Here is a 25,982-nt window from a genome sequence, read left to right on the forward strand (position 1 = left end):
ATGAGGTTTTCATCTATACAGCATAAGGGTTTGAGATTCTTTTTCGGAGATGTCTATTAGTCATTAGTTAGTAGGGGCGGGTTCAGTGAGAGATTCACATTGTCGAACAGATATTTTGGTTAAACCCGCCCGTACATTAGTCATTAGCCTATTACTCTATCTTTTGCTAGAGGTATTAATCATCATCATTTTCTAAGCTTTTGGTGATTTATTGTTATCTTTTACTCTCAGGTAAAAGTAAGTTATGCAAGGGTTTCGCTTAGGCTCTATTTTCGGGTTTGAAATCCGAATAGACTTATCTTGGTTGTTAATTTTCTTCCTGGTTCTGTGGACTTTAAGCGCGGGGTTATTCCCTACCAATTATCCAGGACTTGACAATATTACTTATTTGGGAATGGGTATAGTAGCAACTTTGCTATTTTTTGCATCTTTACTAGCTCATGAAATTTCTCATTCTTTTGTTGCTAGGTCAAAAGGAATTCCGGTTGAGGGTATTACTCTGTTTATTTTTGGTGGTGTTTCCCGCACGCGTGTGGATGCTTCAACTCCTGGAGATGAATTTCAAATAGCAATTATTGGCCCTGTTACCAGTTTGATACTTGCTGCCCTATTTGGCTTGCTCTGGTATATTGGTCACATTGCTGGTTGGAGTGTGGTAGTTAATGGTGTGACTTCTTATTTAGCATCTATTAACTTAGCTCTAGCTATATTTAATATGTTGCCAGGGTTTCCTTTAGACGGTGGTCGTGTATTTCGTTCTTTGTTGTGGAAGTACACCAATAACTTAAAAAAAGCTACACAAATAGCTGCCACGGGTGGGAAGTGGCTTGGTTATTTACTGATAGCTTTAGGTTTGTTGCAGATGTTTGGTGGTGCTGTTATCGGTGGACTGTGGTTAGTTCTGATTGGTTGGTTTTTGTACACTGCGGCTGAGGCTAGTTATGAAGAAATTTTGCTCCGTACCAGTTTACAAGGAGTACGCGCACGGGAAATTATGACACCCTATCCAGAAACTGTGGATGCTAATTTGACGCTACAGGAATTAGTGGATAAATATTTCCTCAGTCGTCGTTATCAGTCTTTTCCAGTGATGGCAGATAGTCAACCAATAGGTATGATCACTTTAAATCAAGTTAGGGATATCCCGCGAGATGAATGGACTCACCGCACTGTCCGAGAAACGATGATTCCTACAGAACAGGGTTTAAGCGCAAATCCTGAAGAGCCAATGCCTCAAATTCTCCAGAAAATGCAAGAATCTGGCGTGAGACGAGTGCTAGTGACTCAAGATGGTTTACTTGCCGGGATTATTACCGCTAACGACATAGCAAACTGGCTACAGCGACGACGAGAGTTGGGTTCAGTTGGTTGAGGTAGAGGTCACAAGGTCGGAAGCATCATCACCTACGAGGGAAAAATGTTTTTATGAGAGTTTTTCTTTTCTTTCTCAGGTGAATAATCAGAACATTCCTTTGCTTCTTCTGTCATGACGATGCCAGGATTTACTGCACATTTTAAATAATGATTATTAGAATAAAACTTACATTTTTGGCAAGGTAGTCGATGTGAGCCTCTCACAGATATGACCATCTTGTCTTCTAAAATAGTCCGAATCTTTCGCAACATAATAAAGAAGACAATCCAGCTAAAAATTAAGCCAATAGGAGTTAGAGATATAGCTATTTCAGGAACTCCTATAGCGTATGCTGGTGATGATTGAGATTGAATTTCGTTGGTATTTCTGGGAGGAAGATTTTGATTTAAAGTTAGTTTATTCTGCAATACTTTAGAAACGGTCATATTACATACCCTGGGATATTTTATGAATAAAGATGATATTTGTTAATATTTTTTGAACATTAACATCAGAATTTCTGACTATATTAAATACAATCTTTATGCTAATTTGGAAAACCAATAGCATTTTGATGCAATAGGTGATAACTGGTTTATGCTAATTCCATGCAATGAATTGACATATTTAGCTTAATCAGTTATGTCGGCTCAAGCCCGTAGTTAGTCACTTAATTATATGTTTAGCAAAAGAAAATTTCTTCCATCTCTGCCAATAGTTTTGCTTGTATTTTTTTACTCTATATCCAAAGTTATAGATTCAAGACTTTAAATGTGAATATATATTTTTGTGGTAAAATCCATGAATAAAAAATAGCTATTTCCATAAATGCAGACAAAATAATTGCGATTTGTAGGAATTAAAGTGCGGTAGTTTATAGATTTAAACAAATACTAAATTATTTGATGATTAAATGAATTATCAATCACTTATCTGATTTTTTAATGAATAAATTTTAACAATAGATTTATATATAAAATATTAATTATCTAAAATTAAAAAGTATAAAATAGGTTATTATTTGGGATATAAACTGCAATAACTGCGGATTTAGTGACATTTTTAAAACCAGATGATTGCGGAAATTTGGTAAAAGAACAAAATGCAAATAGTTGATTTAGTAGTTAAATACATCTTGAGGTAAAAGTTTATGTTTGTGTTCTTGCAAAAGACATTGGCGTTGCTGTTGACGGTAATTTTGTTGGTTGCTTGTGGGACAATGCCATCAGCTGAGTCACAGTCTCTCCAAGATACAAAATCTAATGCTAAGTCTTCTTTACCTGTGGCTTATGTTGATCAAGAATTAAGTGCTGCGCCTGCTAAGTTGCCACCATTACCCTATGATTACTCTGCTTTGAGTAAAGCGATTGATGCGGAAACCATGAAACTGCATCACGACGCACATCACGCTAGTTATGTCAATAACTTGAATGATGCCCTCAAGGACTTCCCAGAATTACAGAAAAAGAGTGTGGAAGCGATACTCAGAGATTTAAATAGTGTACCGGAAAAAATTCGGACGAAGGTACGCAATAACGGTGGGGGACATTTGAACCACACTATTTTCTGGCAAATTATGAGTCCTGATGGTGGTGGTGAACCTACAGGGGAACTAGCTAAGGAAATTAACCAAACTTTTGGCAGTTTTGAGGCTTTTAAAAAAGAATTTAACGCAGCTGGTGCTGGTCGTTTTGGTAGTGGTTGGGTGTGGTTAGTGCGTAATGGTCAAGGTAAGTTGGAAATTACGACTACTGCTAATCAAGATAGTCCGATTATGGAAGGTTTATATCCAATTATGGGGAATGATGTTTGGGAACACGCTTATTATTTGCGATATCGTAACCGTCGTCCTGAGTATTTAACTAATTGGTGGAATGTGGTGAATTGGGCGGAAATTAACAAGCGAGCCTCCGTTCGGTAGGAGCTACGCTAACGCAAGCTTCATTAAAATCATAAATTAAGAAAGTTGTAGGGTGTGTCAGTGTTCTGATACTGACGCACCCTACAGGGTAGATATTTTTGATGTGGAAGTTTCTAAAACAAAAAGTATCTTTGCGCCATCGGTAGAACTGTGGCGGGTTCACAGGTTAATAATTCGCCATCGGCTTTCACTTCATAGGTTTCGGGATCTACTTCTATGTGAGGTAAAGCGTCATTGAGTTTCATATCCTGTTTAGTTAATTGACGCGTCCCGGAAACTGCAAGGGCTGATTTTTTCAACCCCAATTGCTGGGGAATGTCTCTAACTAAAGCCGCTTGGGACATAAAGGTTAAAGATGTAGTGTGTTTCGCACCAGCAAAACTACCAAACATCGGTCGCATATGCACAGGTTGGGGTGTGGGAATACTGGCGTTAGCGTCTCCCATCTGTGACCATGCAATCATCCCGCCTTTAATGACTATCTCTGGTTTAACTCCAAAAAATGCCGGTCGCCACAAGCATAAATCTGCCAGTTTACCTTCCTCTACAGAACCGACATACTCCGCAATTCCATGTGCAGTGGCTGGATTTATTGTATATTTAGCCACATACCTTTTAGCTCGTAAATTATCTGCTGCTGTTTCTCCTACAAGGCTTCCCCGTTGCACCTTCATTTTATGGGCTGTTTGCCAGGTGCGAATAATTACTTCTCCCACCCTTCCCATCGCCTGGGAATCGGAGGAAATCATACTAAACGCGCCTAAATCGTGGAGAATATCTTCGGCGGCGATGGTTTCGCGACGGATGCGGGATTCTGCAAAGGCCACATCTTCAGGGATGCTGGGGTCGAGGTGATGGCAGACCATCAACATATCTAGATGTTCGTCTAAGGTGTTGAGGGTATAGGGACGAGTGGGGTTAGTGGAAGAGGGGAGGACGTTGGGTTGACCGCAGACTTTAATGATATCTGGTGCGTGTCCACCGCCTGCGCCTTCGGTGTGGTAGGTGTGAATGACGCGATTTTTAAAGGCGGCGATGGTATCTTCGACAAATCCGGCTTCGTTGAGAGTGTCGGTATGAATGGCTACTTGTACATCATACTCATCGGCGACGCTGAGACAAGTATCTATAGTTGCGGGTGTAGTTCCCCAGTCTTCATGAAGTTTTAACCCCATTGCGCCGGCTAAAACTTGTTCGACTAAGCCTTGGGGTTGGCTGGCGTTTCCCTTACCTAAAAAGCCTAAGTTGATGGGGAAAGCATCAGCCGCTTGTAGCATTCGATAGATGTTCCAGGGGCCGGGGGTGCAGGTGGTGGCGTTGGTTCCGGTGGCGGGGCCTGTACCACCGCCAATCATGGTTGTAATACCGGAGGCGATCGCAACTTCAATTTGCTGGGGACAGATAAAATGAATATGGCTATCAATCCCCCCAGCCGTGAGAATCATGCCTTCACCGGCTAAGGCTTCTGTACCAGGGCCGATAATAATATCGATGTTGTCTTGAATATAGGGATTCCCAGCTTTCCCGATTTTAAATATTTTGCCGTCTTTAATGCCGATATCTGCTTTGACTATTCCCCACCAGTCGAGAATTAAGGCGTTGGTGATGACTAAATCTACTGCACCATCGGCGTTAGAAATCGGGGATTGTCCCATCCCATCACGGATGACTTTCCCACCACCAAATTTTACTTCGTCGCCGTAAGTGGTAAAGTCTTGTTCTACTTGTATAAATAATTCTGTATCAGCCAAACGGATGCGATCGCCTAATGTGAGGCCGTAGGTTTCTGCGTAGGCGCGGCGAGACATTCTATAACTCATATTGTATTACTCCTATATTCATTTAATTTTTTGAGAAAGTAATTAGCCAATTCCTCACTTTTAAAAAATCCTTGCACAACTAAGCCAGACCACTCTTCTTGCAAAATCGGCTCAATATTTGGTAAAAATTGAGTTATTATTTCTTCAGGTTGGTTTAAATATTCTGACAACCTAGTGAGATAAATTTTAAATTTTAGACCTAATTCTTGATTACTTTCAATAGGTATTAAATTAAATATTGCTCTTTTATTTTTGTTTGCTCCTGTAAAAGTGATACAACTCCTTGTAGTTTTTGTCCAAAACGGATAATCAATCAGTCCTTGATAAATTATTTTATAGATATTACCAACACCATTATTTTCTGCTATTTCCTCCAATTCTTCATATGTTATGTTTGCCTTTCGCAATGATTGGCTAATCTTATTTTCTTTAACTTTATTGGGATCAACTAAAAATTTTCTAGCTAATAACTCATGCTCATTATTATTAAAGTAATGAAAATTAGCGACATTTATAGGAACTTGATATGTTTCTGATAAATAATTAATAATTCTTTCAGTGCTAGAATCTATCTCTGAGGCAACTATAAAAATTTTGTGTTGACTATTTATGGCTTCTGGCAATTCTCTCTGAAACTTTAACTGAAACATCTCTTCTAATGTCTCTTGCTTACCAATATAATTAAAATAATTAACAGCAATACTAATTACCTGTTCAGTAGATAAATTTTTCACCCATGAGGCATAGTCTAAGGCTTGAGAAGTTACTTCCCTAGAGGTTTTATCCCGTTTTAGCTCTACAATGACAACATTGCCTCCAGCATCTAAACAAAGTAGATCAATGATGCCGTTATAATCTGTAATTACCTGCCTACCAATTACTAATAAGTCTGGTGAAAGAATAGAAATATCTCTTTCTAACCACTTTTCTATACGCTCTTCTAAATTCAATTTAGTTTTGTTGATTTCCGTAAGTTTATCTTCAGCAGATACTTGCCATATTTTGAGGTCTTCTTGCATATCACTGCTTCACTTTCTCTCCAACAACACATACCAGAACTGGATCAACCGAGCTTTCCGTTAATTTTGGCATTGAAACCGTAGATTTGGCGAGAACCGACGAGAGGGACAAGAGTTATTTCCTTTTCATCCCCTGGTTCAAACCGCACTGCTGTACCGGCGGGAATATCTAAACGCATTCCTAATGCTTGTTCCCTATCAAAAATCAAGGCGTTGTTAACTTCATAAAAGTGAAAATGTGAACCTACTTGAATCGGGCGATCGCCTGTATTTGCTACAGTTAATTTCACAATGGGACGACCTGCATTGAGTTCAATTTCTCCGTCTGGTGTGATGATTTCCCCTGGTATCATATGTAATCTGAATTCCTTATTGATTTGGTAAGTTATTGGGGTCGATACCTTGCGATATTAAATAAGCAAGTAATTGTTCTTTTTCCTGTTTTTCCTGTTCTGCGCGTTGGCGTTCTTGTTCTGTGCGTTGGCGTTCTTGTTCAATTTTTTCCACCGCCCAAGGTAACAAATTTCCATCTTGCTCCCACCAACGTAGCCAATAGCATGTATGGGCTTCTTTTGTTCCTTGCCATGTTCCTAAATATAAGCCCATTGCATCTATCCAATGACGACCATTTTCATCAGGTAATTGCAGTTCATACCGCCCATTTTCTAGTTGATAATATTCTAATAATCCGCTAATAGGTTCAAAAATAATGTAGATGGGAACTTGCAATATTTGCTCATAAAAAAACCATCTTCCTGGCGGATAAGTGCGTTTAACAGAATATTCACCACCATCATTATCTGAGAGAAATTCCATCACTATTAGAGGAATTTCACCTTCTAAAATCGGTGTGTAACTTTTGCGATTACTAATTACTTCCTTTACTGACGGCACATATACCCAATCTGGGGCTTTAATCACCAGTTGTTCATTAATAGTTGCACACAATCCAAAGTTTGATGCTATCAGCATTTGCGGTTGAATAAAACCACTAATTTCTAAACTTTCACGCAAAGCACCAGCCAAGATAGGCTGACCTGTATTTTCCACCGGTTCATCCTCTAGTTTGAAGTCTTGGGGTAAGGCTTCCCACTTGATATTCAGTTCAGTTTGGGGTTTAGTTTGGCTGAGTTGGGTTGCCATAATCAATTCACAATTCCAAATTAAGAAACTGATTCTTTAATTCTCTACAACTATTCTGACTTAAAAATCATCTTTTCATCGAATTGGATTATGGACTGTAACTAATTTTGTACCATCAGGAAATGTTGCTTCTACTTGGACTTCATGCACCATTTCCGCTATACCTTCCATCACATCATCTCTGGTTAATAATGTTGTACCGTAACTCATTAATTCAGCTACGGTTTGACCATCTCTTGCACCTTCTAAAATTGCTGCGGAAATATAAGCCACGGCTTCGGGATAATTTAATTTCAATCCTCGATTTTTGCGTCTTTCTGCTAATAAAGCAGCAGTAAAAATCAATAATTTATCTTTTTCTTGTGGCGTAAGTTGCATTTTATTTTCTCCTTTACAAGTTGATTAAACTTGCCACACTCTAGGTATGCAATGACTGCGATTGAAGATATCAAATCGTAGCATTTGCCACACGGACGTAAACCAGTTTCTCACCTCGGCTGTGGAAGTACCACGGTATCGACACAAAAATCCATTTTCTAAGTTAGTAACGCCTGTTTGGGAGTGGGGAGTAAAAAGAGAACGTGCTTTTTCAATAGTTTCTTGGGTAACTGGACTACCTACGTAGATAAAGTTAGCGGCTATGGGTTGTCCTGATAAGCCGTGGGGACTGTGGAAAACTGCTTCACTACCAGGGAGATACTGACGATCTATCCATAATGGCACACCATTTTGCCAAATTTCGGTGTGCGATCGCCATTCTCCTTGGACAAATTTCTCTCCTCTGGTACTGCGGCCAAAGCGGGTAATTTCCCAGCCTATGAAATTAGCCCCAGTCGCTAATTCTATCCGTAAATCTTGGCGATAAATTGCCCCGTTAAATAAAATTGTTTCTTGGGGTAGCCACTCTAAACAAGCACCCGCATCTATTTGGATATTAATAGTTTGTCGAGCCTGTAAACCATTGCTGCGATATATCTTAGAGGCTGCGGCGGTAGTAATTACAGCTTGGGTTTGGGGTTGGAGGTGAATATCAGTAGATAGGCGATCGCCTCCCACAACTCCCCCGGCTGTGTGTAAAATGACGCTATGGCAAACTTTTTCCCCTTCTGGATAAAACGGACGTTGTACTTTTAGCGGTGCTTGGTGATGGTTATAAATTAAATCAGTTTTACCGATGCGATTAGCATAAACTAAATTAAGTTTGCCGCACCAGCCTGTTTTAATATCTAAATTAGCAGTCATTATATCTAAAGTTTCTTCTCTATCTTTTGCCTTTTCCCTTTTGCCTTTTCAATTCACCATCCTCTAACTTTTTTATGTACTTGCGCCAAATACCACATATAATCTTCGACTTGATATTTATCAGCCGCTTTAACTATATAATCTTTGGCTAACTCTACAATATTCTCCGCTTCATAATATAATCCCAGGTAAAGATGAGCATAAAATTGACTGCGATTTCCACCTGAACCTACTTGCAAAACATCGTCTATTGTACAATTACCCGCGTATAAATCATAAACACAGCGCATAATTTCTCTGGGGTCATTTTTGACTGGTAGAAGAGATTTTTTTGCCTCACTCACACCCTTTAACTGTGCTATGCAAAGATATCGCCAGACTGTTTCTTCCACATCTTGGGAGTTGACAGTCAGATCAATTTCAAACTGTTGCGCGCCTTCTGCAAATCTTTCAGCATAATAATAAGATAGACCACGCTGCCATAAATAAGGTGTTAAGCGTCTATCTAATTGCTCGGCTGTGTCAAAATCTTGAATAGATGTTGTAATTTCAGCTAACTGAAATTTGACCATACCCCGACGAATATAAGCATTAGGGTTTTGCGGTTGCTTACTAATAACTTCGTTCCAGTGTTGGAGTTGATTTTCTAGAGAATTGCTAAACCACATTATATTAATAAGTAATTTTTATGTGATACTAATATATTTGTTGTCACTCAATCATGATTTACCTCTGCATAATATTATGGAATTTCCTTGGCAGCAAGAGAAAATTATTCTTCACAGTCAATGCTTAATTAGAAGTTTTCAACATTGGATTGGAAAACAATTACTAGATGTAAATGGTTCACCAATAGAAATAGCACAAGCATTATTTTACGCACCATTTGTTTTGGTTTCTCATGGTACGGAAGCAGATCCAATTTTTAATTATGGCAATCATCAAGCTTTGGCATTGTGGGAATTATCTTGGGACGATTTTACCAAAATGCCCTCACGAAGAACTGCTGAAGAAATAGTACAACAAGAACGCGATCGCCTTCTAGCAGCAGCAACAACTCAAGGCTTCAGTTACTTTTCTGGTGTTCGGCTAACTAGCACTGGTAAACGCTTCCACATCCAAGACGGTATCCTTTGGAATCTCATCGATGAACAAAATCAATATTGTGGTCAAGCGGCAGTATACTCCCAGTGTACGTTTATTACATAATGGATCGCGCTCTTAAATTCCCCAAGTATTGTAAATACATGAGAGTGACAGTCTGCCAATAGAGGTTTAGAAGCAATGCTACGTGTTTATCATCTACTAATCGCTATTATCTTATTAATTTTCATCCCCATAGGAGCTAGATTCTTTTTACCTCAGTTTACTGACAAGAAACCCACCACACCCACGCCAACTGTCAAATCTACAAGCACTGCACCAGTCAAACCTACCGTTAAGACAGAAAATATTTGGCAAAAACTCTTAAGTAAAACCACTGTCCCCAATGGTTGGAGTGTTGTACCTTGTCCCGATAAAGCTACGTTACTATGTATTTCTGACCAAGGCAAACCCGTTGGTACAGTAGAAATTCAAGTTGAACCAGTCAAAAATAACTCAGAATTTCAACAACATTTAACCGCCGCAGGTATTCCTCTGGGTTCACCAACAGAGTTTCAAAATCCCGAATATCAAACTAAACTCACCACCGCCCTGCAAGCCTGGGTAGCAGATTTCTACACCAGCTTGGCGAAAAACCGTCAGAATGTCTCTACCTACCCCCCACAGCCAGTAAAAATCGGAAAACTTCCTGGTGTGCGTTATGGTTTTGTCGAACTCACATCAGCTGGTGATGTGAAAGAACAGTACATCAGCCATGTTACTTACGATGGCACACAACTATATATAATCTCTACTTCCTTTGCTCCAGATACCGGTAAATTTACCAAGTTGGAACATTTTGCAGCCTTTCAACCATATCTCGATGCGATCGCAGAAAATTTAAACTTACCTATCCAGCAAGCCCCTACTAAACCCTAATACCAATTTTGGATTTTAGATTGAAAGCTGACATTCATAGGCTATTTCAGAAGCTCAAAACGGTACTAACCAAGCTATTCCAATTTGGTATAACTCTTGATTAACAAGATAATTAAGTAATCTTACTGTCTTTTACATAAATCTTGAAAATTTGTCATCTATATTCAGGATGAATATCCGTAGATTTAAATTCGTCTTTAGATACTTGTGTGATTTATTACATTATTTTTAGATAGCTACTTGCCTGATATTTGTATGATATGCAACAGAAAAATTTGCGTAATGGCAGGACTTTGAACAATCGGATGCAGTTATTTGACAATTTTTATTAAAATCGCTATGTCAAATTTTCATGACAAAACAGCATAAATACTGAAGTAACTACTTTTCACAATCGATAAGTCTTGTAAAGATACGTAGATATTTACCTAATTTGTTTTAAACAAGCTTAAAACTTTACTTAGTTATATGGATATATTGTAATTTTTATGTAAAAAAACTTACTTGTGCCAAAAATTTTTAAGTATTAACCAAGTAATATATATGACATTGTATCAATAAAACTCCAAATTTCTTTGTAATTAGATATAAGTACAGTTATGTTTTATTGAAAAATATAAAAAAATACTTAAGTATGGAAATAACAGTTCTTTTAACACTAGTGAAATTTGGCATAAGTAAGTAGACATTTATTGGCTATCTATCGTTTTTGATCATAGTTCCGGTAATACCAAAGCATAAACCTTAAATCAAGATAAATTCTCAATTTTTGACCCTGTAATTTATCAGTATAGTGCGTCAGATATAGGTAGATTTATTTTGTATTTAGGAATATCTTTGTCACAATTATTCTGTTATTAAATAGCAAATTAAGGCTGTTTTGATCGCATGGCAGGCTTTTATATTGCTGCCTATTTTTAGCTGTCAAAATCTACTTTTTCTCCATATCTTTATTACCAATAAAGGAATCACCATGCAGAACAATATCACTATCCCAAACCTATATTCCCCCTTTCAGCATCAATTTAATCCTCATGTAGAAGTATTAGAAGCAACCGTTTTTGATTGGGTGCTGCGTTTCAATCTGATTGCAGATGATTCGGCATTTAAACGGTTTTCTAAAGCTAAATTCTATTTATTAATAGCTAGTTGTTATCCAAATTGCCCGCTTGCAGAACTCCAGATTGCCAATGATTGGTTAAGTTGGATGATGACTTGGGATGATGAGTGTGATATTTCCCACTTATCAACCCAGCCAGAAGTCATGGAAAGATTACATCAGAGATTTATCGAAGTATTAAATGGGGCAGAACTCACAAGTGAAGATTCCCTGCGTTCTCATGCCTTAGCAGATTTAAGACAAAGAATGTTTCAAAGAGAATGGGCGGCTAATTTTCATTACTTTGTCCATAGTGTAGAAGACTACTTACATGGATGTATGCAAGAGGCAATCAATCGCTCGCAAAAGAATGTACCTGACATCGATACATATATTCAACTTCGTAGATCAACAGGAGCAATGGAGCCTTTATTTGAATTAATAGAATTTACCAATCATTTAACAATTCCCAAAATTTTAAAAGAATACGAAAAACTCAAGCGATTAAAGGACATGACTAACAATATTGTCTGTTGGTGTAATGATATCTTTTCAGCACCAAAAGAAATGGCTAGTAATGATGTCCATAATTTAGTATTAGTATTGCACTATCAACAAGGGTTATCATTAAACGAAGCTTTTCAACGTGCAGCAAAAATGCACGATGAAGAAATTAGAAATATGTTAGATATAGAAGCTGCTATCCCCACCTTCAGCACTAGCGCAGATGCTGAATTAGCCAAATATATATCGGGACTACATAGTTGGATTGGGGGTCATCTTAACTGGTATTCTCTCTCTAAACGCTACAAAACAGCAGAAACAGCAGAGGTATTTGCCTTACCAGAACTACAATACTCAACTTCTCATTAAGAATTACAATGGAAATTAATCATTCAGTACGTATTGGTATTGTAGGTGCAGCTTGTGCTGGGTTAACTGCTGCTGAGGAATTGCGCGATTTAGGATATCAGCACATTACTCTCATTGATGCGAAAAATCGTGCAGGCGGTAAGACATATTCCATTCCATATGCACATAGAACAAAGCAAACACGGGGCATTTATGAAGGTGGAACCGTCTGGGTATTACCCAGTCCTCTCTATAAAAAGTACAAAAAGCGGTACGGTATTTCTGCCAGCCAGCATATAATGCCCCCAGTGCAAGTGTTTGACTTAAGCAGTGGCAAAATTTCCAGTCCGTTTTTAGTTCAGTCGCAATATTCTGTAGTCAGTCGAATCAAACAGGTAGTGAAATTTTTCGGAAAGTTAAAGAAATATACTCGGTACGATGATCCTGGGTATATTAACACTGCTTACCGAGAGATGAGCGAATTTTCACCGCAATGGTTTGCTAATAACGATTTAGGTTTTATTCGAGAAGCATTAATTCCCATTGCTAATGCTGCACAGTTTGGCCATATAGAGGAAGACGTAGCAACTGCTTATGTAATCAAACTACTGGCATTGCTCAACCGATGCGATTTACCAAAGAAATTGCTGCTCAATATGCCTCAGTTGCAAGAAGGCAATCAAGAATTGTGGAATCGAATTGCGGCAAATCATGATGTCCGTTTGGGACAGACTATTACGCGCGTGACTCGTTCTCAAACAATTCTTGTAGAAACCACCTCCCAGCAGTGGGAATTTGATCATTTAATTTGGACTGCTCCTGTAGAGGAGTTTCTGAGCCTCGCTGATGCTTCACCTGAAGAAAGAGATATTTTTTCTCAAGTTCGCACAATTAAGCGAGCAGTTATTACCTGCAAAGTAGAGGGTTTACCTAGCAACATTTTTTACTGTGTCAGAAATACTTCTCAGCAGCCTTTGCCAGCTAGTTATCCATTGGCAATGTATGAAGTTGATCCTGGCAGCAAGATTTACAGTTTCTATCCATTTATGGATGAGACAACAACTGTAGAGGAACTGGAAAATAGTGTGCTTGATTTGGTGAAAAGATTGGGAGGTAGTCAAGTCGAATTTTTAACTAAACCTCTCATCTGGAAGTGGTTTGCTCATTTTTCACCTCAGAACCTTCGTGAAGGAATTTATGAGCGATTAGATATGTTGCAAGGTTGTCAAAATACATACTTTGCCAATGAGTTAACTGCTGGGGTAAGTGTACCCTACGGTATTGAGTATGCTGCTGATATCGTGCAACGCTTCTTCCCACCACAGGCATCTAGTATAGGGAAGATGTTACAAAAACAAGAGCTTTCTACAGCTTCCAATCAACTAGCCAGACATTAAAACCTATCTTCACTAGTAAAGGCTAATTTCTACTACTTGAGGTTTTTTACTTGAGTAGTGGAATTTCAATGAGCAACTCAGTGCCGACTCCTGGAGTGGAATTACAGATTAATTGACCTTTATGTTTTTCCACAACAATTTGATAACTAATAGATAATCCCAAGCCTGTACCACTGCCTACAGGTTTAGTAGTGAAAAAGGGATCAAAGATTTTTTCCCGTACCTGCTCTGTCATCCCCAAACCATTATCAGCAATGGTAATTCTTACAGTATTTGAGTCGGTTAACTCTGTACAAATGCGAATTTCTGGTTGTGTTAGTAGTTGGGTACTGTTGATGGTTAAGCCTTCTAAAGCATCAATCGCATTATTCAGAATATTCATAAACACCTGATTAAGTTGACCAGCATAACAGTTGACTGGCGGTAGTTTGGCGTATTGTTTATTAATAATAATTGCAGGTAAATCTCGTTTTTCTTGGAGTCGATGCTGCAAAATCATGAGTGTATTATCAAGACCTTCATGGATATCTACAGGCTTCATGTCTGATTCATCTAGACGAGAAAAGTTACGTAGACCCAATACGATCTGACGAATTCTCGCACTTCCTACCATCATTGATTCCAGAGTTTTTGGTAGGTCTTCTGCTATAAAATCTAGGTCGATTTCTGCGGCTTTAGCTGTTACAGCAGATGAAATATTAGGCAATTCTTGTTGATATAAAAATAATAAGTCCAGCAAATCTTGTACATATTCACGAGTATGGGTAATGTTGCCGTGAATAAAGTTTATGGGATTATTAATTTCATGGGCAATACCTGCAATCATTTGACCCAACGAAGACATTTTTTCACTTTGAATTAGTTGAGTTTGTGTACGCTGCAATTCTTGTAGGGTTTGTTGTAAGCGTTGATTTTGATTATGTAGTTCCTGTGTTCTGGCTTCTACCTTGGCTTCTAAGCTGTGGCTATATTCCTCTAAACTTTGATGAGCCTGCGCCAAATTATTGTAAAGTATGGCATTTTCTATAGAAATTGCTGCTTGGGTAGTGAGGAGCTTGAGAACTTCCACGCGATCGCAGGTAAAGGCTTCTGTCAATAAATTGTTTTCTAAGTACAAAATACCCAGAAATTTACCTTGATTGATAATTGGAATACACAATATACTCTTAGGACGCTGCTCTGTAATGTAGCGATCGCCTGCGAGAAAAGCTACATTTTTAACATTATCAACCACTAAAATATCTCTGTTTCTTTTGACGTAGTTAATCAAGGTTACAGGTACATCGTTACTGGATTCTAAATTAGTTGAGGGAAAAGATGTAGAGATAGAAGTCAAATTTGCACTGTGGCTAATTGTGGTAACTGTTAACGCCGATGTATTCTCTTCGCTTAAAATTAATGCAGATTTAGAAGCTCCAGCATTTTCCATAACTACTTGCATTAATATAGCCAGTAGTTTCTCTATCTCTATCTCGCCAGAGAGAGCTTGTGAAGCTTTAATGACAGATGCCAAATCTAGAAATTGGGAGGTGCTAGTTTTAGAAGCAATAGCAGTCTGTTGCTCGATTTTATTGGAGATACTTTGATGAATAGAGAATGTAATTTTTCCACTGGTGATTTTATCACTTATTTGAAGACTAAGTTTTTCCTGATGAATAACAGGGGCAAGTAATTGCGGATAGCGTTTTGCCAAATCATCAACTTTAGCTTTGGCTCCCCAGCGACTGTAGTTATAGTAAGCATCTGTTAGATAGGTTTGGGCTATTTTTTGTTTACCCCATTCTAGATAAAAATTAGCTGCTAGCTCATTAGCTAATGCTTCTTCTTGAATGTACTCATTTTGGTGAGCTAAAGCAATGGCACGATCATAATAATCTATCGCTTCTAGATATTGCTTGGACACACGATACTTTTCTGCTTCTACAAGATAATACTTATGCAAATAATTCATGGGTGCATGACGCGCCCAATGCTGCATTTTTTCTTGGTTGGCGATTACATATTGAAAAATTTGTTCTTTTTCATTTTCTGGACTAACTGAATAGATTGCTAAACGAGTCAGTGAATCATAGAAATATAGTTGCGGAGTTATCAACATTCCTATGCCACCATATAAATACTGCTTGGCATAATTTGTATATGCCAAAGCATTATTGTATTCACCAAACAAATAACATATTATAGTTTTGCATAAATGCAAGTGTAAAATTGCAATCCCATCATTAGATTTAAGATGGATAGAGAGATTGTTATCTTCATCATAAGCATCGCCAACTAATCTACAAATTTGTTCCGTATTACCTAATAGATTTAATACTGTTTGCCGATAAATCTCGTTCCAGTAAAATACTCTTTCTTGTTTAATTTGATGAATTGAATTGCTATGTTTCTCTAATTCGGGGAGTAGGCTACTTAATTCTGCACCTTTAAAAAACAGGAAGTAGGAATAAGCATTAATAGCGTAACTAGCAAATTCCAAATCTCCAGTTTCTATGCCTGATAAATAAGCATCTAAAAATGAGTTTATGCTTTCTCTAATATGCTCTTTCCAATGTCTAATATGGGCATTGAATGAGTGACAAATTTTCGCTGTAACTGCTTGTGTTTGGAATTTATCTGTTAATTCTGTAGCAAGTTTGCCAAACTGATAGCCATCTTCAATATTATCTACAGAACCACACAGGATTAAACCATACACAACATATGCAAAAGCAGATAACAAATTATTGCCATATTTGAGTGATAAATGAATTTGCTTGAGCGCAATTAATATAAATAAATTAGGATTAGATTGATAAGCAAAAACAATGATGTTTGATAATAAACGCATGACCGCTAGTGGTCTTTCTGCAACCATTTCTGGCAAATCAATTAAAGTTTTAATACTCCGATTAGCCAGATTTGAATTTATTTGTTGCATTTCCTGCTGAATATCAAGCTCAGTGGGATTTTCAGGAAATTCCACTCCCAGCGATTGTAAAAATACTAATCCAGTATTTACAGCCTCTATAGCTTTATTCTGCGCTCCATAGGCTTGAATTTTAATTTCATAAACTTTGACTTTTTCTAGCAAGGTTTTGGCATTTAACAAAACTATCTGAACCAATGTTTCCATCTGGTCAAAATCACCAGCCAAGTAGGCTGCCTCTGCTGCTGTCTCGTATAATGCTAGAGTCAGTTCATATTTTGTTTCCCATTTGTCGTCTGTAAGCAGTTCAATTCCGGTCTTTAAATATTTAACTGCTGCTGTATAAGCTGTGGAAGTTAAAGCTTTCCGTCCAGCAAGTAAATTCATGGCGGCTAGTTCATCGCGCTGAGTATGATCTGTGATTAATTCCACAGATATATTGAACTGATTCACTAGCTGAAAAATATTAGCTTCTCGTTCTTGAATGGGAATATTATTTAACAATAATGTGCCAATCTTTAAATGAATTTCTTTTCTTTCTGTTTCTGGAATTAAGCTATAAGCAGCCTGTTGGACTCGGTCATGAATAAATTTATACTTAGGTATGGGAAAATTACAATTTTTTACATTATTCTTTGCACTCTTATCTATAGAAAAATCATTACTATCTTGAAATAATTTATAAACGTCTGTTTGTGCTAAGATGATGCCCTCATGTAATGAATGCCAGATATCAGATGCAGTATCTACTACCGATTTCTCGCGAATAATTGCTAATGTTTTCAAGTCAAATTCATTACCAATACAAGCTGCCAATTTTAAAACATTTTGCGTCATTTTTGGCAATTTTTCTATCTGCATTGCCATGAATTGTACGACATCATCTGTAAGAGCTAATTCCTGTATTTTATTAATGTCGTACTGCCAATATCTCAACTCAAAGTTAAATTTAACTATGTTATCTTGATGTAAAAATTTTAAAAACTGGGTAGCAAAGAAAGGATTACCTTTAGTTTTAGCAAACACCATTTGAGTCAAGGGAATAGCTATTGCTTCTTCACAATGTAGAGTATCAGCAATGAGAAGATTTAAATGACTTTGATTTAAAGGCAATAGGTCTATGGAGTTGATTTTAGTTCCTGTTTTAGAGATTTCTTGGATTGTTAAAGCAAGCGGATGAGTTGGACTAACTTCATTGTGACGGTATGCACCGATTAAGAGTAAACTACCTGCGGCTTGATCATCGGTGTCTGTTGTATCGACTAACCAAGGTTCTCCATCAAAGATGGGTGTCCAAACATTTTCCTTAATTTCTGGATGGGATGAAGTAGAATTTTCTTGTATTCCATGACTTTGACTCATCAGGAATTGAATAAATTTTAATGAAGCTGTATCTGCCCATTGCAAGTCATCTAAGAAAATTACTAAGGGATGGGACTTAGTATTAAATACTTGAATAAATCTTTGGAATAAGAGATTAAAGCGGTTTTGAATAGCCATCCCAGAGAGTTCTGACACTGATGGCTGTTTACCAATAATTTTTTCTAGTTCAGGAATGACATCAATAATTACTTGAGCTTGTTCGCCTAAAGCTGACAGAATTTTAGTCCGCAATTGCTGAATTTGGGCATCATTTTCTAATAGTATTTGCCCAATTAAATCACGAAAAGCTTGTACTAATCCTGATAGGGGAATATCCCGTTGAAATTGATCGAACTTGCCTTTAATGAAGTAACTTTGTTGCCGGACAATGGGTTTGTGAATTTCATTAACAACTGCTGTTTTACCGATACCAGAAAATCCTGCGACTAAAATCATCTCTGTCGCGCCCTTAGTGACACGTTCAAAAGCTGCAAGTAAGGTAGCAACTTCTTGTTGACGACCATAAAGTTTTTCTGGGATGAGGAATCGGTCAGAAATATCTTTTTGCGCTAATTCAAAGGGAGCAATTTCGCCATTTTGTTGCCATTGGTGATGACAAATTTCTAGGTCATATTTAAGTCCATAGGCACTTTGATAACGGTCTTCGGCGTTTTTCGCCATCAATTTGGCGACAATATCACAAATTACCTGGGGGATCTCTTCGTTAATACTCAAAAGCGGTGGTTCTTTGGCAATGTGGGAGTACACCAACTCCATTGGATCTTGGTTGGTAAATGGTAAGTGTCCATTGAGAAGTTCAAAAAATGTCACGCCCAAAGAATAGAAATCACTACGGTAATCAATACCTCGGTTCATTCTTCCTGTTTGTTCAGGGGAGATGTAAGCTAATGTTCCTTCTAAGACATTGGGATTGGTAATATTTTGAATTTCTCTGGGTAATAGAGTGGCGATACTAAAATCAATTAGTTTAATTTCTTGGGTGTTGGGGTTGATGAGGATATTGGCAGGTTTGATGTCTTTATGGATGATGCGATCGCGATGTAATTCTGCCAAAATAGACACTATGGCTATTGCTATCGGTAAAAACTCCGTGATGGTTAATCGATATTCTTGTATGATTTTATACTGTTTTACCCAGTCACTTAATGAGGTACTGTTAAAGTCCTCCATAACTAGAGCATAGCCGTTACGATAGTTTTCTAAACACAGAGGTTTAACTATCCCTGCAATATCTAGATTTTTGGTAATGGTGTACTGATTACGGAATTGAGCAATTTCATTAAACGTAGGGTATTCATTCCGCATCAATTTAATGATCACAGGTTTTCGGTCTTTTTCTCTAATAGCTCGATAAACCAGGGTTTTGCTGCCAACATAAACTTGTTCTATGATCTGATATCCAGATAGAGGAAAAAAAGTATTTGATAAGGCTATCATTGCAGGGATTTTTATATTTTTATTGATCGATTTAATTTTATTATTCCCTCAAATTTATTATTATCCAAATATTCTTTAACAAAAAATATATTTAAAAAATAAAAAAAATGAATAATTTTTGCTTCAGTATTACCACTTAATTAATGCTTATTTCCCAATAAAAATCAATTCTAAATTCCACTGAATTAATATTTTCATATCTAGATATTTTATAAGTAATAGCACTGAAATATGCAATTCATACCAATTATTTATGAAGCTGCATATAATTTGATCCCTACTAGAGCATCGATTCAGTAATCAAAAACCTAACTTCCCTGCGAGGGAAGGGGGAGCCAAACTCCCCTCTCATCTTAGGAGAGGGGTAGGGGGAGAGGTTCTTTCAAGATTACTGAATTGGTGTTTAGGCACCCTTAAAAAAGGGGGAACAAAAAACAAAATTAAAGTCCCCTTAAAAAGGAGACTTTAGGGGGAGCTAAATATGTGTAAACTGTTAAATCTCTGCCACTGCACGTTCAATTAAACGGCGTGCTAGGGTTTGAGTACCTGTGTGTTCGTAGTAATTGGTAGATACATCTAAAAATGCTGCTAGATAATCTAACTTGTCATCAGAAAATTGAATAAAACTTTGCAAATTACCCGCAACTTTTTGGGGACTTAAATTATTGGCAGCGACAATGCCACCCATCCAACCTTTGACTGAATCTAAGCTGTTACCAATAAAATCGAGTTTACTGCCAACATTATTACCAGGAATTAAATCTTTAATTCCTTGGAAAGTAGAATTTTTATCTAACTCATTGGGGTTGGTTTGACTTAATCCAGATAAAGCTTTATTAATAAAGTCTGGCCCCAAGGGTATCAAACCATCAACGCAGACTAAAGCCACCATACGAATTAGGGATTCGCCACTGTATTCTCCTAAAGAAGCGACAAAATCACCGATACTATCACCAGGAATGCCATTAATTTGACAAAAAGCGACTAATTCCGCTACTAATTTCAAAGATAAATCGATGACTTGAGCCTTATCTGGTTTGGGAGTAATTGAGTTGAGAAAACCTAAAAGTGGAATGCTCTCACCAACTTTATTAGCTAAAGCTGCTGCACCTAAAGCCTTATCTGTATTGTCAACCGTTTGATAAAGCCACATTGCTGTTTGATATCCTTGGGAGCGATCATTGTAAAGATAGATTGCTCGTTCGCCAATTTGCTGAATTAAGCTCTCATCAGTTTCCCCAGTAACAGTCTTAATAGTATTGACAAAGCCGACTGTATTTTGCCACTCACCAGGAGCGACAAAATCTAAAGCATTTAACATGGAAATCGTCAATCCACTGGTTGGTAATTGATCAACCAACTCAAAAATTGGTTTGCTCACAAAAATCTCCTAATTTAGATTTGATTATTCTTGATGACAAAGTATTTTCCACTCTGTTCTTGAGTGTGAATACAGACTATTTAAGTTTGGCTAGTCCATCTAGATTAAATTTGGCAATCCAATCAGCGCGATCGCTAGCTTTAAATGATGGGGAACGCGATAATACTTTTACCTGATATTTACCCACTAACACCGCAGTTTGGGTATTACCTACTTCCACAGCCGGATAACCAGCGATATTTTTCGTACTATTAGAAAACTTCGCGGCTGCGCCTGGTGTACTGCTAGTATCCGAAATCGATAACACCGCTACGTCTTTACCAGCTTTCTTTAATTTAGCTTCAGCAAAACCCTTTTTCTCTTGAGTGTAGACTCGTTGATAATCAGCTTCCTCACTGGGGAAAAATTTATTGAACTCACTCCCTTGAGTTGCATTTTTCGCAACCGCCTGACCACTTTTTTGACGACTGCTTTCTTGTTGTACTTGATCAAAGCGACCTGGTGCTTTGGCAGTACAACCTGTAGTCAGTAATAACACTGACAGCAACACAGCAGCTAAGACCCTACGCGCACGAGTAAAAATCATCTCTAGCTTCTCCTAATAGTTGAGCTTTGAGGCAATTATCTGTGCTGCTGCCAGTTTCTACCCAGAAACTTTACCTTTTGATAAGTATTTGGCTTAGGGGTGTAAGGGTGTAGGGGTGTAAGGGTTGAAGGGTGGGTTTCAATCCCCACCCAACACGGTTGCACTAAAGAGCAAAGTTTCTAACCCTTGCGTTAGGTTGGGTGCTAGTTTTTCCCCCTACACCCTCACACCCCTATACCCCTACACCCCTACATCCTCATATCCCTCTCACTACCGAGAAGTTAAGAGTATACGGCTCATCCCAAGACTGCTGAGTGCTGGCTTTAACAGCATCCAGATAGCGATGGAAAGTTTGCAGTTGGGTGAAGTCGGGACGATAGCCGAGATTTCCTTGTTTGGTAAATAGAGGTGTGGTAGCGATCGCCTGATAATCAGAATTAGTTTGCGATTGTTGTGTTAACCAAGTTGATTCAGGATTTAGAGGAATTAATCCTGGTGGAATTTCCCCTTCTAAAAATGCCAAAAGTCTCTGCTGACAAGTGCTGGTATTAATACCGCGCGCTTCAAATAGTTGCAGAACTTCCCCAAACATCAAAGTTCGGTTGGGCAGCAGTCGCAGCAATTCTGTAAACAGGAAGTAATCTGTATACTGATGGCGAGATTCTTCTAAAACTTGGGGATGTAGTGGTAATAAAGCTAAACCATAGGCCACACGGCTACAGTTGGGAATGCCATTTTCACCAAGGTATGCGTCCTGAATAATCCTGGCGTTGGGAAGTTTCTGACGCAACCAACGATTAACCACGGCTAAATTTGCTACTCCCCCAGTCAAAATTGCTTGATTAATTGCTTCTGTGGGAATACCACGGGCTACCAATAGCTTATTCAATTCCCGATTTAACCGTCGCACAAAGGGAACAAAGACTTGAGTTTCTAAATCTCGACGCTGTAAAGTCCACTTTTGATCAGCTAATTCAAAACTAAAGGATTCTTGACGTTGCAAAATCAGCTTTAAAGCTAAGGCTGCATCTAAGACAGCTTGACCGAGTAGAGAACTTTCTAAGCGTTGCTGCAACAAAATTCTGGCTTGAATGTCAGGTTCGCCTACACGGGGTAATTCTAAATCATCTAAATTCAAACTTTGCCACTCTACGCCATCTAAATTGGGAAAGGCTGATTGCCATTGTGAAGGAGAATGATGAGTTTGCTGGCTATCTTCTGGATTTTGCCAGCGAGATTGGCGGTATTTGGTCGGTAATAACAATTGACAGATAATGTCTTGTTCTATGCCTTTGCCTGCATAGGCAAAACCATGCACCATAAAATCATTATGGGTGAGTGGCTGTATATTCTCTGGGACATCCACTAGCCCCATTTCCGTAGCAGTTGCACCGATATTTATCACCAAGGTATTGCCCATCATCGCCCCATCGTGGCTTTGTACTGGGGTCAAACCTTCGTAGGTGCTAAATTGTACCGTCTCACCGTTAGCCCCATTCAGGACACTGAGCAGACTAGCGATCGCTTCTTCTATAAAAAATACTTGCTGTGGGTGCTGCACGAGTCTACTTGTCAGTAAAGCTTCCCGCACATTAAAGCGATATTGTTCAGACCATGTAGAAGGACAGTTACAAATTACGCCAGCAACTTGACTGACAATCTGATGAAAGTTACTATCATCCAAACCCACGGCCGTCGCAATTAATCCTTGGGTGGTACTGTCGCGGTCGGCTTTGAGAGTCAAAAGTAACTTCGAGAGCGATCGCACTACCCAAATTAACGGCCCTGCCGAAAATTCATTGAATTGCAGTACAGGTTGCCATTTTTGCTGGTCATTTTTGTAGGGAATTGCAACCTGTAAATAAGGTTTTAACTGTGCTGAGTACAGATGATTTTTCAGATGTGATCCTTGATTTTCTCCATGACTCTGTACTGGTGGTGCAGAAGCATTCGGCAAATACACCTCTGCGGGTAAACGGAACGATTGCTGAAAGGTATTAGTTCCTGGTTGCTGTTCTGCTGACCAACAAATCGGATAAACAACGCCTGTAGAACGGTTTAATAAAGTTGCAGAAATCCCCGTTGTTCCTAAATCAATGCCCAAATACCAAACTGAGTCTAAAGTTGCTGGTGCAGTTTCTCTATGATCAACGGGAGTGTCAGGAGTGATTACAGAACTCTCGTAATCTGTAGTTGTGGCTTCCTTTTTTTTTTCAGCAGGGCTAAAGTCAAAGGCGGATGCTGTTTGGGGTGAAGCAATCGGCCGTGATGGGGTAACATCGAAACTTGGTGTATTTTCTTTTGCTTCTTGCTCTAATTGTTGCCGATCCTTTGCCCAAAACTCGGCACTTTCCAAGCCAATGACTGGAGACTGGGGACTGGATGCTTCTAGTTTGGCTAAATCTTGATGTAGTTTCAGCCATTGTTCTTCATTCAGGGAAATTTCTGGGAGATTGGCTAAAGAATTGACTTCCGGCGAGAGTAAATTTTCCTGGGGTGAAGCGGGAATAAATTGTTCTGGTAATGATTCTGATGGTTTTGGCGTTAATGGTAATGGTTTTGACTCAACTTTCTCCTCAACCACAGATGGCTCATCCATTACCGCAGGGTTGACAGCTAAAGGTTCTGTAATTGGTTGTGATATTGGCGGTGTGGTATGGGCGGTAGTGACTTCTAATGGCTGCACTGCCAACGCTTCTGTAATATTTACATCCCCAAATAAATCAGTTAAAGATGTAATCGTATCTTCAGTAGCCGGTTGTAGTTCTGGCAAAGCTAAATCATCATCAACACTCTGGGCTGGTGCAGTATCTGCAAACAGAGTTTCCAATCCCATTGGTTGTGAGTCGTCTGCTTCCTCCTCTAACTGGAGTGGCGATTCTTCCCAGGGTAGAGAGTCTATAGTCTCTAGTGACGCATCTGTGATTTCTGGGGAGTCAGGCTGATCCAAAAAATCTGTATCTGATTGATCAAACCAAGCATCCGGCATCATTGCGGCTGTATCAACCTCTGCCAGTACATTTTGCGGTGCTACAGATACACTATTAGCGGCATCTTCCTCTGATAAATCTGCTATGACTGACTCAGAAGTCAATTCCAGAATGGCAGTGAAATTGTCCATGCCAAACAAGCTGGCGTAAATTAGATCAACCTCATCATCTGTTGATTGCCCACTTTCTGGAGACAAGATATCTGGTGTAGTCAAATTGTCAGTAGAAATAGATTCATCAATACCCAATTGCAAAAGCATCTCATCTAGTTCATTTGTCATCAATGCTTCAAATTCCGGCGTTTCAGACTCGTCTAGAACGTTAAACACTGATGCTGTTGCCACTGGCTGTGACTCTTCTATTGTTAATGTATCAAATATATCAGTATTATCTGACTGCGATAAATTAGTAGTAGCTGTAGTAGTTGATAATATCGGCGTAGTCAGAGGTTGAGTTTCTAATTTAGGAGTATTTACAGAGAAATTTGCTAGATTTTGTTGTATATGTTGTGTCAAATTATTTAAGAGGTTTACTAGTAATTGTTCACCTTGTAAACCTGTACTGTGCATTCTCGTCAATGCTTGTGATAAAGAATCATGATAAGTATTAATATTGCGCTGTAGGGCATCAAAAACAACATTTACAGTCCCATCTAAAGATAATAAACGTTGATCCAATTCCTGGGCTAGCTGTGTGAGGCGTTGTGTTTGCTCTGGGGCTTCCCACAGGCTTTGATGCTGGTTGGGCTGAATTTCTAGACTATTTTGATAATTTTGCGGATCACTAGAGTGATTTGTCGTCGCTTCAATCATTTTGGGTGTTAAAGCAGGGACAAGGCGACTCATTAAAACTTGTAAAAATTCACTAATAATTTGTTCTTGATTTGCCAGTTGTTGGCTGAGAGAGTAATTGTGTAATCGCTTCTGCTCTAACTGTCGAATTTCTTGCGCCAAAATCGCCCGTTCTTGCAATAGGGCTGTCACTTCTCCTTGTAAGGGTTGGATACAGGCGGACAAATCATTTTGCAGCTGTGCAACTAGGGTGTGAGTGTATTCTTGAACATCGGGAGTGGGTGTGGTGGGGGGATTTTGCCCTTGGTCGATAAACTTTTCTAACAAAGGCGATCGCAAAGAAACTGCACTAGTGGGATTATGTTCAGAATTCTCGGATATTTCTGATGCTTGTAACTGGATTAAAAAATCGCGGGTTCTTTCTAAAACTTCCTTTGGCTCTTGCGCTTGACTAGACAAAAGCTTAGGTAAGCGTTTACCACTGCTGTTAAGCAAGTTGTCAATATCTGCAATTAGTTTTTGAAGTTCATCTTTGCGGGAAGTCACTTTAAATTACCTTAGCTAAAATTTTAGGTTAACTGGGTGTGTAAATTAATTTACAATCAATTTTTGAAATGGATAACTGAAAATAGTAGCG

The 25,982-nt window shown here is 38.5% G+C and carries 18 protein-coding genes; 6 read left to right on the forward strand and 12 right to left on the reverse strand.

All coding sequences use genetic code 11. The annotated features are described in order from the left end of the window. The first annotated feature begins 244 nt into the window (after positions 1 to 244). A complete protein-coding gene (locus CLI64_RS01700; protein WP_103135609.1) occupies positions 245 to 1,372 on the forward strand; it encodes a site-2 protease family protein in 1,128 nt (375 codons plus the stop codon). Positions 1,373 to 1,404: 32 nt separating this feature from the next. On the opposite strand, the gene CLI64_RS01705 is transcribed toward CLI64_RS01700, so the two are convergent. Next, positions 1,405 to 1,800: a hypothetical protein gene (locus tag CLI64_RS01705; protein WP_103135610.1), complete on the reverse strand. Its 396-nt coding sequence runs from the start codon at positions 1,798 to 1,800 to the stop codon at positions 1,405 to 1,407. Between the two features lie 704 nt (positions 1,801 to 2,504). Between CLI64_RS01705 and CLI64_RS01710 the strand changes: the two genes are divergently transcribed. Continuing rightward, complete coding sequence (locus tag CLI64_RS01710; RefSeq protein WP_103135611.1) at positions 2,505 to 3,275, forward strand: superoxide dismutase; 771 nt, start codon at positions 2,505 to 2,507, stop codon at positions 3,273 to 3,275. Positions 3,276 to 3,388: 113 nt separating this feature from the next. On the opposite strand, the gene ureC is transcribed toward CLI64_RS01710, so the two are convergent. The 7 genes from ureC to CLI64_RS01745 form a co-directional block, all read right to left on the reverse strand. Next, positions 3,389 to 5,095 carry an urease subunit alpha gene (gene ureC, locus CLI64_RS01715; protein WP_103135612.1) on the reverse strand — a complete coding sequence of 569 codons (1,707 nt, stop codon included), beginning with the start codon at positions 5,093 to 5,095 and terminating at the stop codon, positions 3,389 to 3,391. After that, positions 5,092 to 6,114 carry an endonuclease NucS domain-containing protein gene (locus CLI64_RS01720; RefSeq protein ID WP_103135613.1) on the reverse strand — a complete coding sequence of 341 codons (1,023 nt, stop codon included), beginning with the start codon at positions 6,112 to 6,114 and terminating at the stop codon, positions 5,092 to 5,094. The genes ureC and CLI64_RS01720 overlap by 4 nt, the downstream gene beginning before the upstream one ends. A 44-nt stretch (positions 6,115 to 6,158) precedes the next feature. Beyond that, positions 6,159 to 6,467 carry an urease subunit beta gene (locus tag CLI64_RS01725; protein ID WP_103135614.1) on the reverse strand — a complete coding sequence of 103 codons (309 nt, stop codon included), beginning with the start codon at positions 6,465 to 6,467 and terminating at the stop codon, positions 6,159 to 6,161. Positions 6,468 to 6,483: 16 nt separating this feature from the next. Continuing rightward, a complete protein-coding gene (locus CLI64_RS01730) occupies positions 6,484 to 7,257 on the reverse strand; it encodes a Uma2 family endonuclease (protein WP_103135615.1) in 774 nt (257 codons plus the stop codon). Positions 7,258 to 7,332: 75 nt separating this feature from the next. Then, positions 7,333 to 7,635 (reverse strand): urease subunit gamma, encoded by a 303-nt coding sequence (gene ureA, locus CLI64_RS01735; protein WP_103135616.1) that lies wholly within the window; start codon positions 7,633 to 7,635, stop codon positions 7,333 to 7,335. Positions 7,636 to 7,659: 24 nt separating this feature from the next. Continuing rightward, positions 7,660 to 8,499, reverse strand: a complete 840-nt coding sequence (locus CLI64_RS01740; protein ID WP_103135617.1) for an urease accessory protein UreD — start codon at positions 8,497 to 8,499, stop codon at positions 7,660 to 7,662. A 53-nt stretch (positions 8,500 to 8,552) separates the two neighbouring features. Further along, on the reverse strand, positions 8,553 to 9,167 hold the full coding sequence (locus CLI64_RS01745) for a hypothetical protein (protein ID WP_103135618.1): 615 nt from the start codon (positions 9,165 to 9,167) through the stop codon (positions 8,553 to 8,555). A gap of 76 nt (positions 9,168 to 9,243) precedes the next feature. On the opposite strand from CLI64_RS01745, the gene CLI64_RS01750 reads away from it, so the two are divergent. The 4 genes from CLI64_RS01750 (at position 9,244) to CLI64_RS01765 (ending at position 13,869) form a co-directional block, all read left to right on the forward strand. Then, positions 9,244 to 9,708: an MEKHLA domain-containing protein gene (locus tag CLI64_RS01750; protein WP_374703967.1), complete on the forward strand. Its 465-nt coding sequence runs from the start codon at positions 9,244 to 9,246 to the stop codon at positions 9,706 to 9,708. A 75-nt stretch (positions 9,709 to 9,783) separates the two neighbouring features. After that, the gene (locus CLI64_RS01755) at positions 9,784 to 10,521 is read left to right on the forward strand and encodes a hypothetical protein (RefSeq protein WP_103135619.1); all 738 of its coding nucleotides are present in this window, start codon (positions 9,784 to 9,786) and stop codon (positions 10,519 to 10,521) included. 973 nt (positions 10,522 to 11,494) lie between these two features. Then, positions 11,495 to 12,493, forward strand: coding sequence for a terpene synthase (locus tag CLI64_RS01760; RefSeq protein ID WP_103135620.1), 999 nt, complete (start codon positions 11,495 to 11,497; stop codon positions 12,491 to 12,493). An 8-nt stretch (positions 12,494 to 12,501) separates the two neighbouring features. Then, the gene (locus CLI64_RS01765) at positions 12,502 to 13,869 is read left to right on the forward strand and encodes an FAD-dependent oxidoreductase (RefSeq protein WP_103135621.1); all 1,368 of its coding nucleotides are present in this window, start codon (positions 12,502 to 12,504) and stop codon (positions 13,867 to 13,869) included. A gap of 46 nt (positions 13,870 to 13,915) precedes the next feature. Here the strand turns inward: CLI64_RS01765 and CLI64_RS01770 are convergent, their stop codons facing one another. The 4 genes from CLI64_RS01770 to CLI64_RS01785 all read right to left on the reverse strand — a co-directional run bounded on the left by CLI64_RS01770 (position 13,916) and on the right by CLI64_RS01785 (position 25,891). Further along, positions 13,916 to 19,597 (reverse strand): ATP-binding sensor histidine kinase, encoded by a 5,682-nt coding sequence (locus CLI64_RS01770; RefSeq protein ID WP_103135622.1) that lies wholly within the window; start codon positions 19,595 to 19,597, stop codon positions 13,916 to 13,918. A 493-nt stretch (positions 19,598 to 20,090) separates the two neighbouring features. Then, entirely contained in the window at positions 20,091 to 20,978 is an 888-nt protein-coding gene (locus tag CLI64_RS01775; RefSeq protein ID WP_103135623.1) for a hypothetical protein, read from the reverse strand. 76 nt (positions 20,979 to 21,054) lie between these two features. Further along, a complete protein-coding gene (locus tag CLI64_RS01780) occupies positions 21,055 to 21,564 on the reverse strand; it encodes a hypothetical protein (RefSeq protein ID WP_103135624.1) in 510 nt (169 codons plus the stop codon). 256 nt (positions 21,565 to 21,820) lie between these two features. Further along, complete coding sequence (locus CLI64_RS01785) at positions 21,821 to 25,891, reverse strand: hypothetical protein (protein ID WP_103135625.1); 4,071 nt, start codon at positions 25,889 to 25,891, stop codon at positions 21,821 to 21,823. Positions 25,892 to 25,982: the final 91 nt, after the last annotated feature.

Origin of the sequence: Nostoc sp. CENA543 (genome assembly GCF_002896875.1) — a bacterium.
Lineage (GTDB): Bacteria > Cyanobacteriota > Cyanobacteriia > Cyanobacteriales > Nostocaceae > Trichormus.

What these genes read in the sequence shown, in the direction of transcription:
- CLI64_RS01700 (WP_103135609.1), top strand. Translation starts at nt 245, where the DNA reads ATGCAAGGGTTTCGCTTAGGCTCTATTTTCGGGTTTGAAATCCGAATA.
- CLI64_RS01705 (WP_103135610.1), bottom strand. Translation starts at nt 1,800, where the DNA reads ATGACCGTTTCTAAAGTATTGCAGAATAAACTAACTTTAAATCAAAAT.
- CLI64_RS01710 (WP_103135611.1), top strand. Translation starts at nt 2,505, where the DNA reads ATGTTTGTGTTCTTGCAAAAGACATTGGCGTTGCTGTTGACGGTAATT.
- ureC (WP_103135612.1), bottom strand. Translation starts at nt 5,095, where the DNA reads ATGAGTTATAGAATGTCTCGCCGCGCCTACGCAGAAACCTACGGCCTC.
- CLI64_RS01720 (WP_103135613.1), bottom strand. Translation starts at nt 6,114, where the DNA reads ATGCAAGAAGACCTCAAAATATGGCAAGTATCTGCTGAAGATAAACTT.
- CLI64_RS01725 (WP_103135614.1), bottom strand. Translation starts at nt 6,467, where the DNA reads ATGATACCAGGGGAAATCATCACACCAGACGGAGAAATTGAACTCAAT.
- CLI64_RS01730 (WP_103135615.1), bottom strand. Translation starts at nt 7,257, where the DNA reads ATGGCAACCCAACTCAGCCAAACTAAACCCCAAACTGAACTGAATATC.
- ureA (WP_103135616.1), bottom strand. Translation starts at nt 7,635, where the DNA reads ATGCAACTTACGCCACAAGAAAAAGATAAATTATTGATTTTTACTGCT.
- CLI64_RS01740 (WP_103135617.1), bottom strand. Translation starts at nt 8,499, where the DNA reads ATGACTGCTAATTTAGATATTAAAACAGGCTGGTGCGGCAAACTTAAT.
- CLI64_RS01745 (WP_103135618.1), bottom strand. Translation starts at nt 9,167, where the DNA reads ATGTGGTTTAGCAATTCTCTAGAAAATCAACTCCAACACTGGAACGAA.
- CLI64_RS01750 (WP_374703967.1), top strand. Translation starts at nt 9,244, where the DNA reads ATGGAATTTCCTTGGCAGCAAGAGAAAATTATTCTTCACAGTCAATGC.
- CLI64_RS01755 (WP_103135619.1), top strand. Translation starts at nt 9,784, where the DNA reads ATGCTACGTGTTTATCATCTACTAATCGCTATTATCTTATTAATTTTC.
- CLI64_RS01760 (WP_103135620.1), top strand. Translation starts at nt 11,495, where the DNA reads ATGCAGAACAATATCACTATCCCAAACCTATATTCCCCCTTTCAGCAT.
- CLI64_RS01765 (WP_103135621.1), top strand. Translation starts at nt 12,502, where the DNA reads ATGGAAATTAATCATTCAGTACGTATTGGTATTGTAGGTGCAGCTTGT.
- CLI64_RS01770 (WP_103135622.1), bottom strand. Translation starts at nt 19,597, where the DNA reads ATGATAGCCTTATCAAATACTTTTTTTCCTCTATCTGGATATCAGATC.
- CLI64_RS01780 (WP_103135624.1), bottom strand. Translation starts at nt 21,564, where the DNA reads ATGATTTTTACTCGTGCGCGTAGGGTCTTAGCTGCTGTGTTGCTGTCA.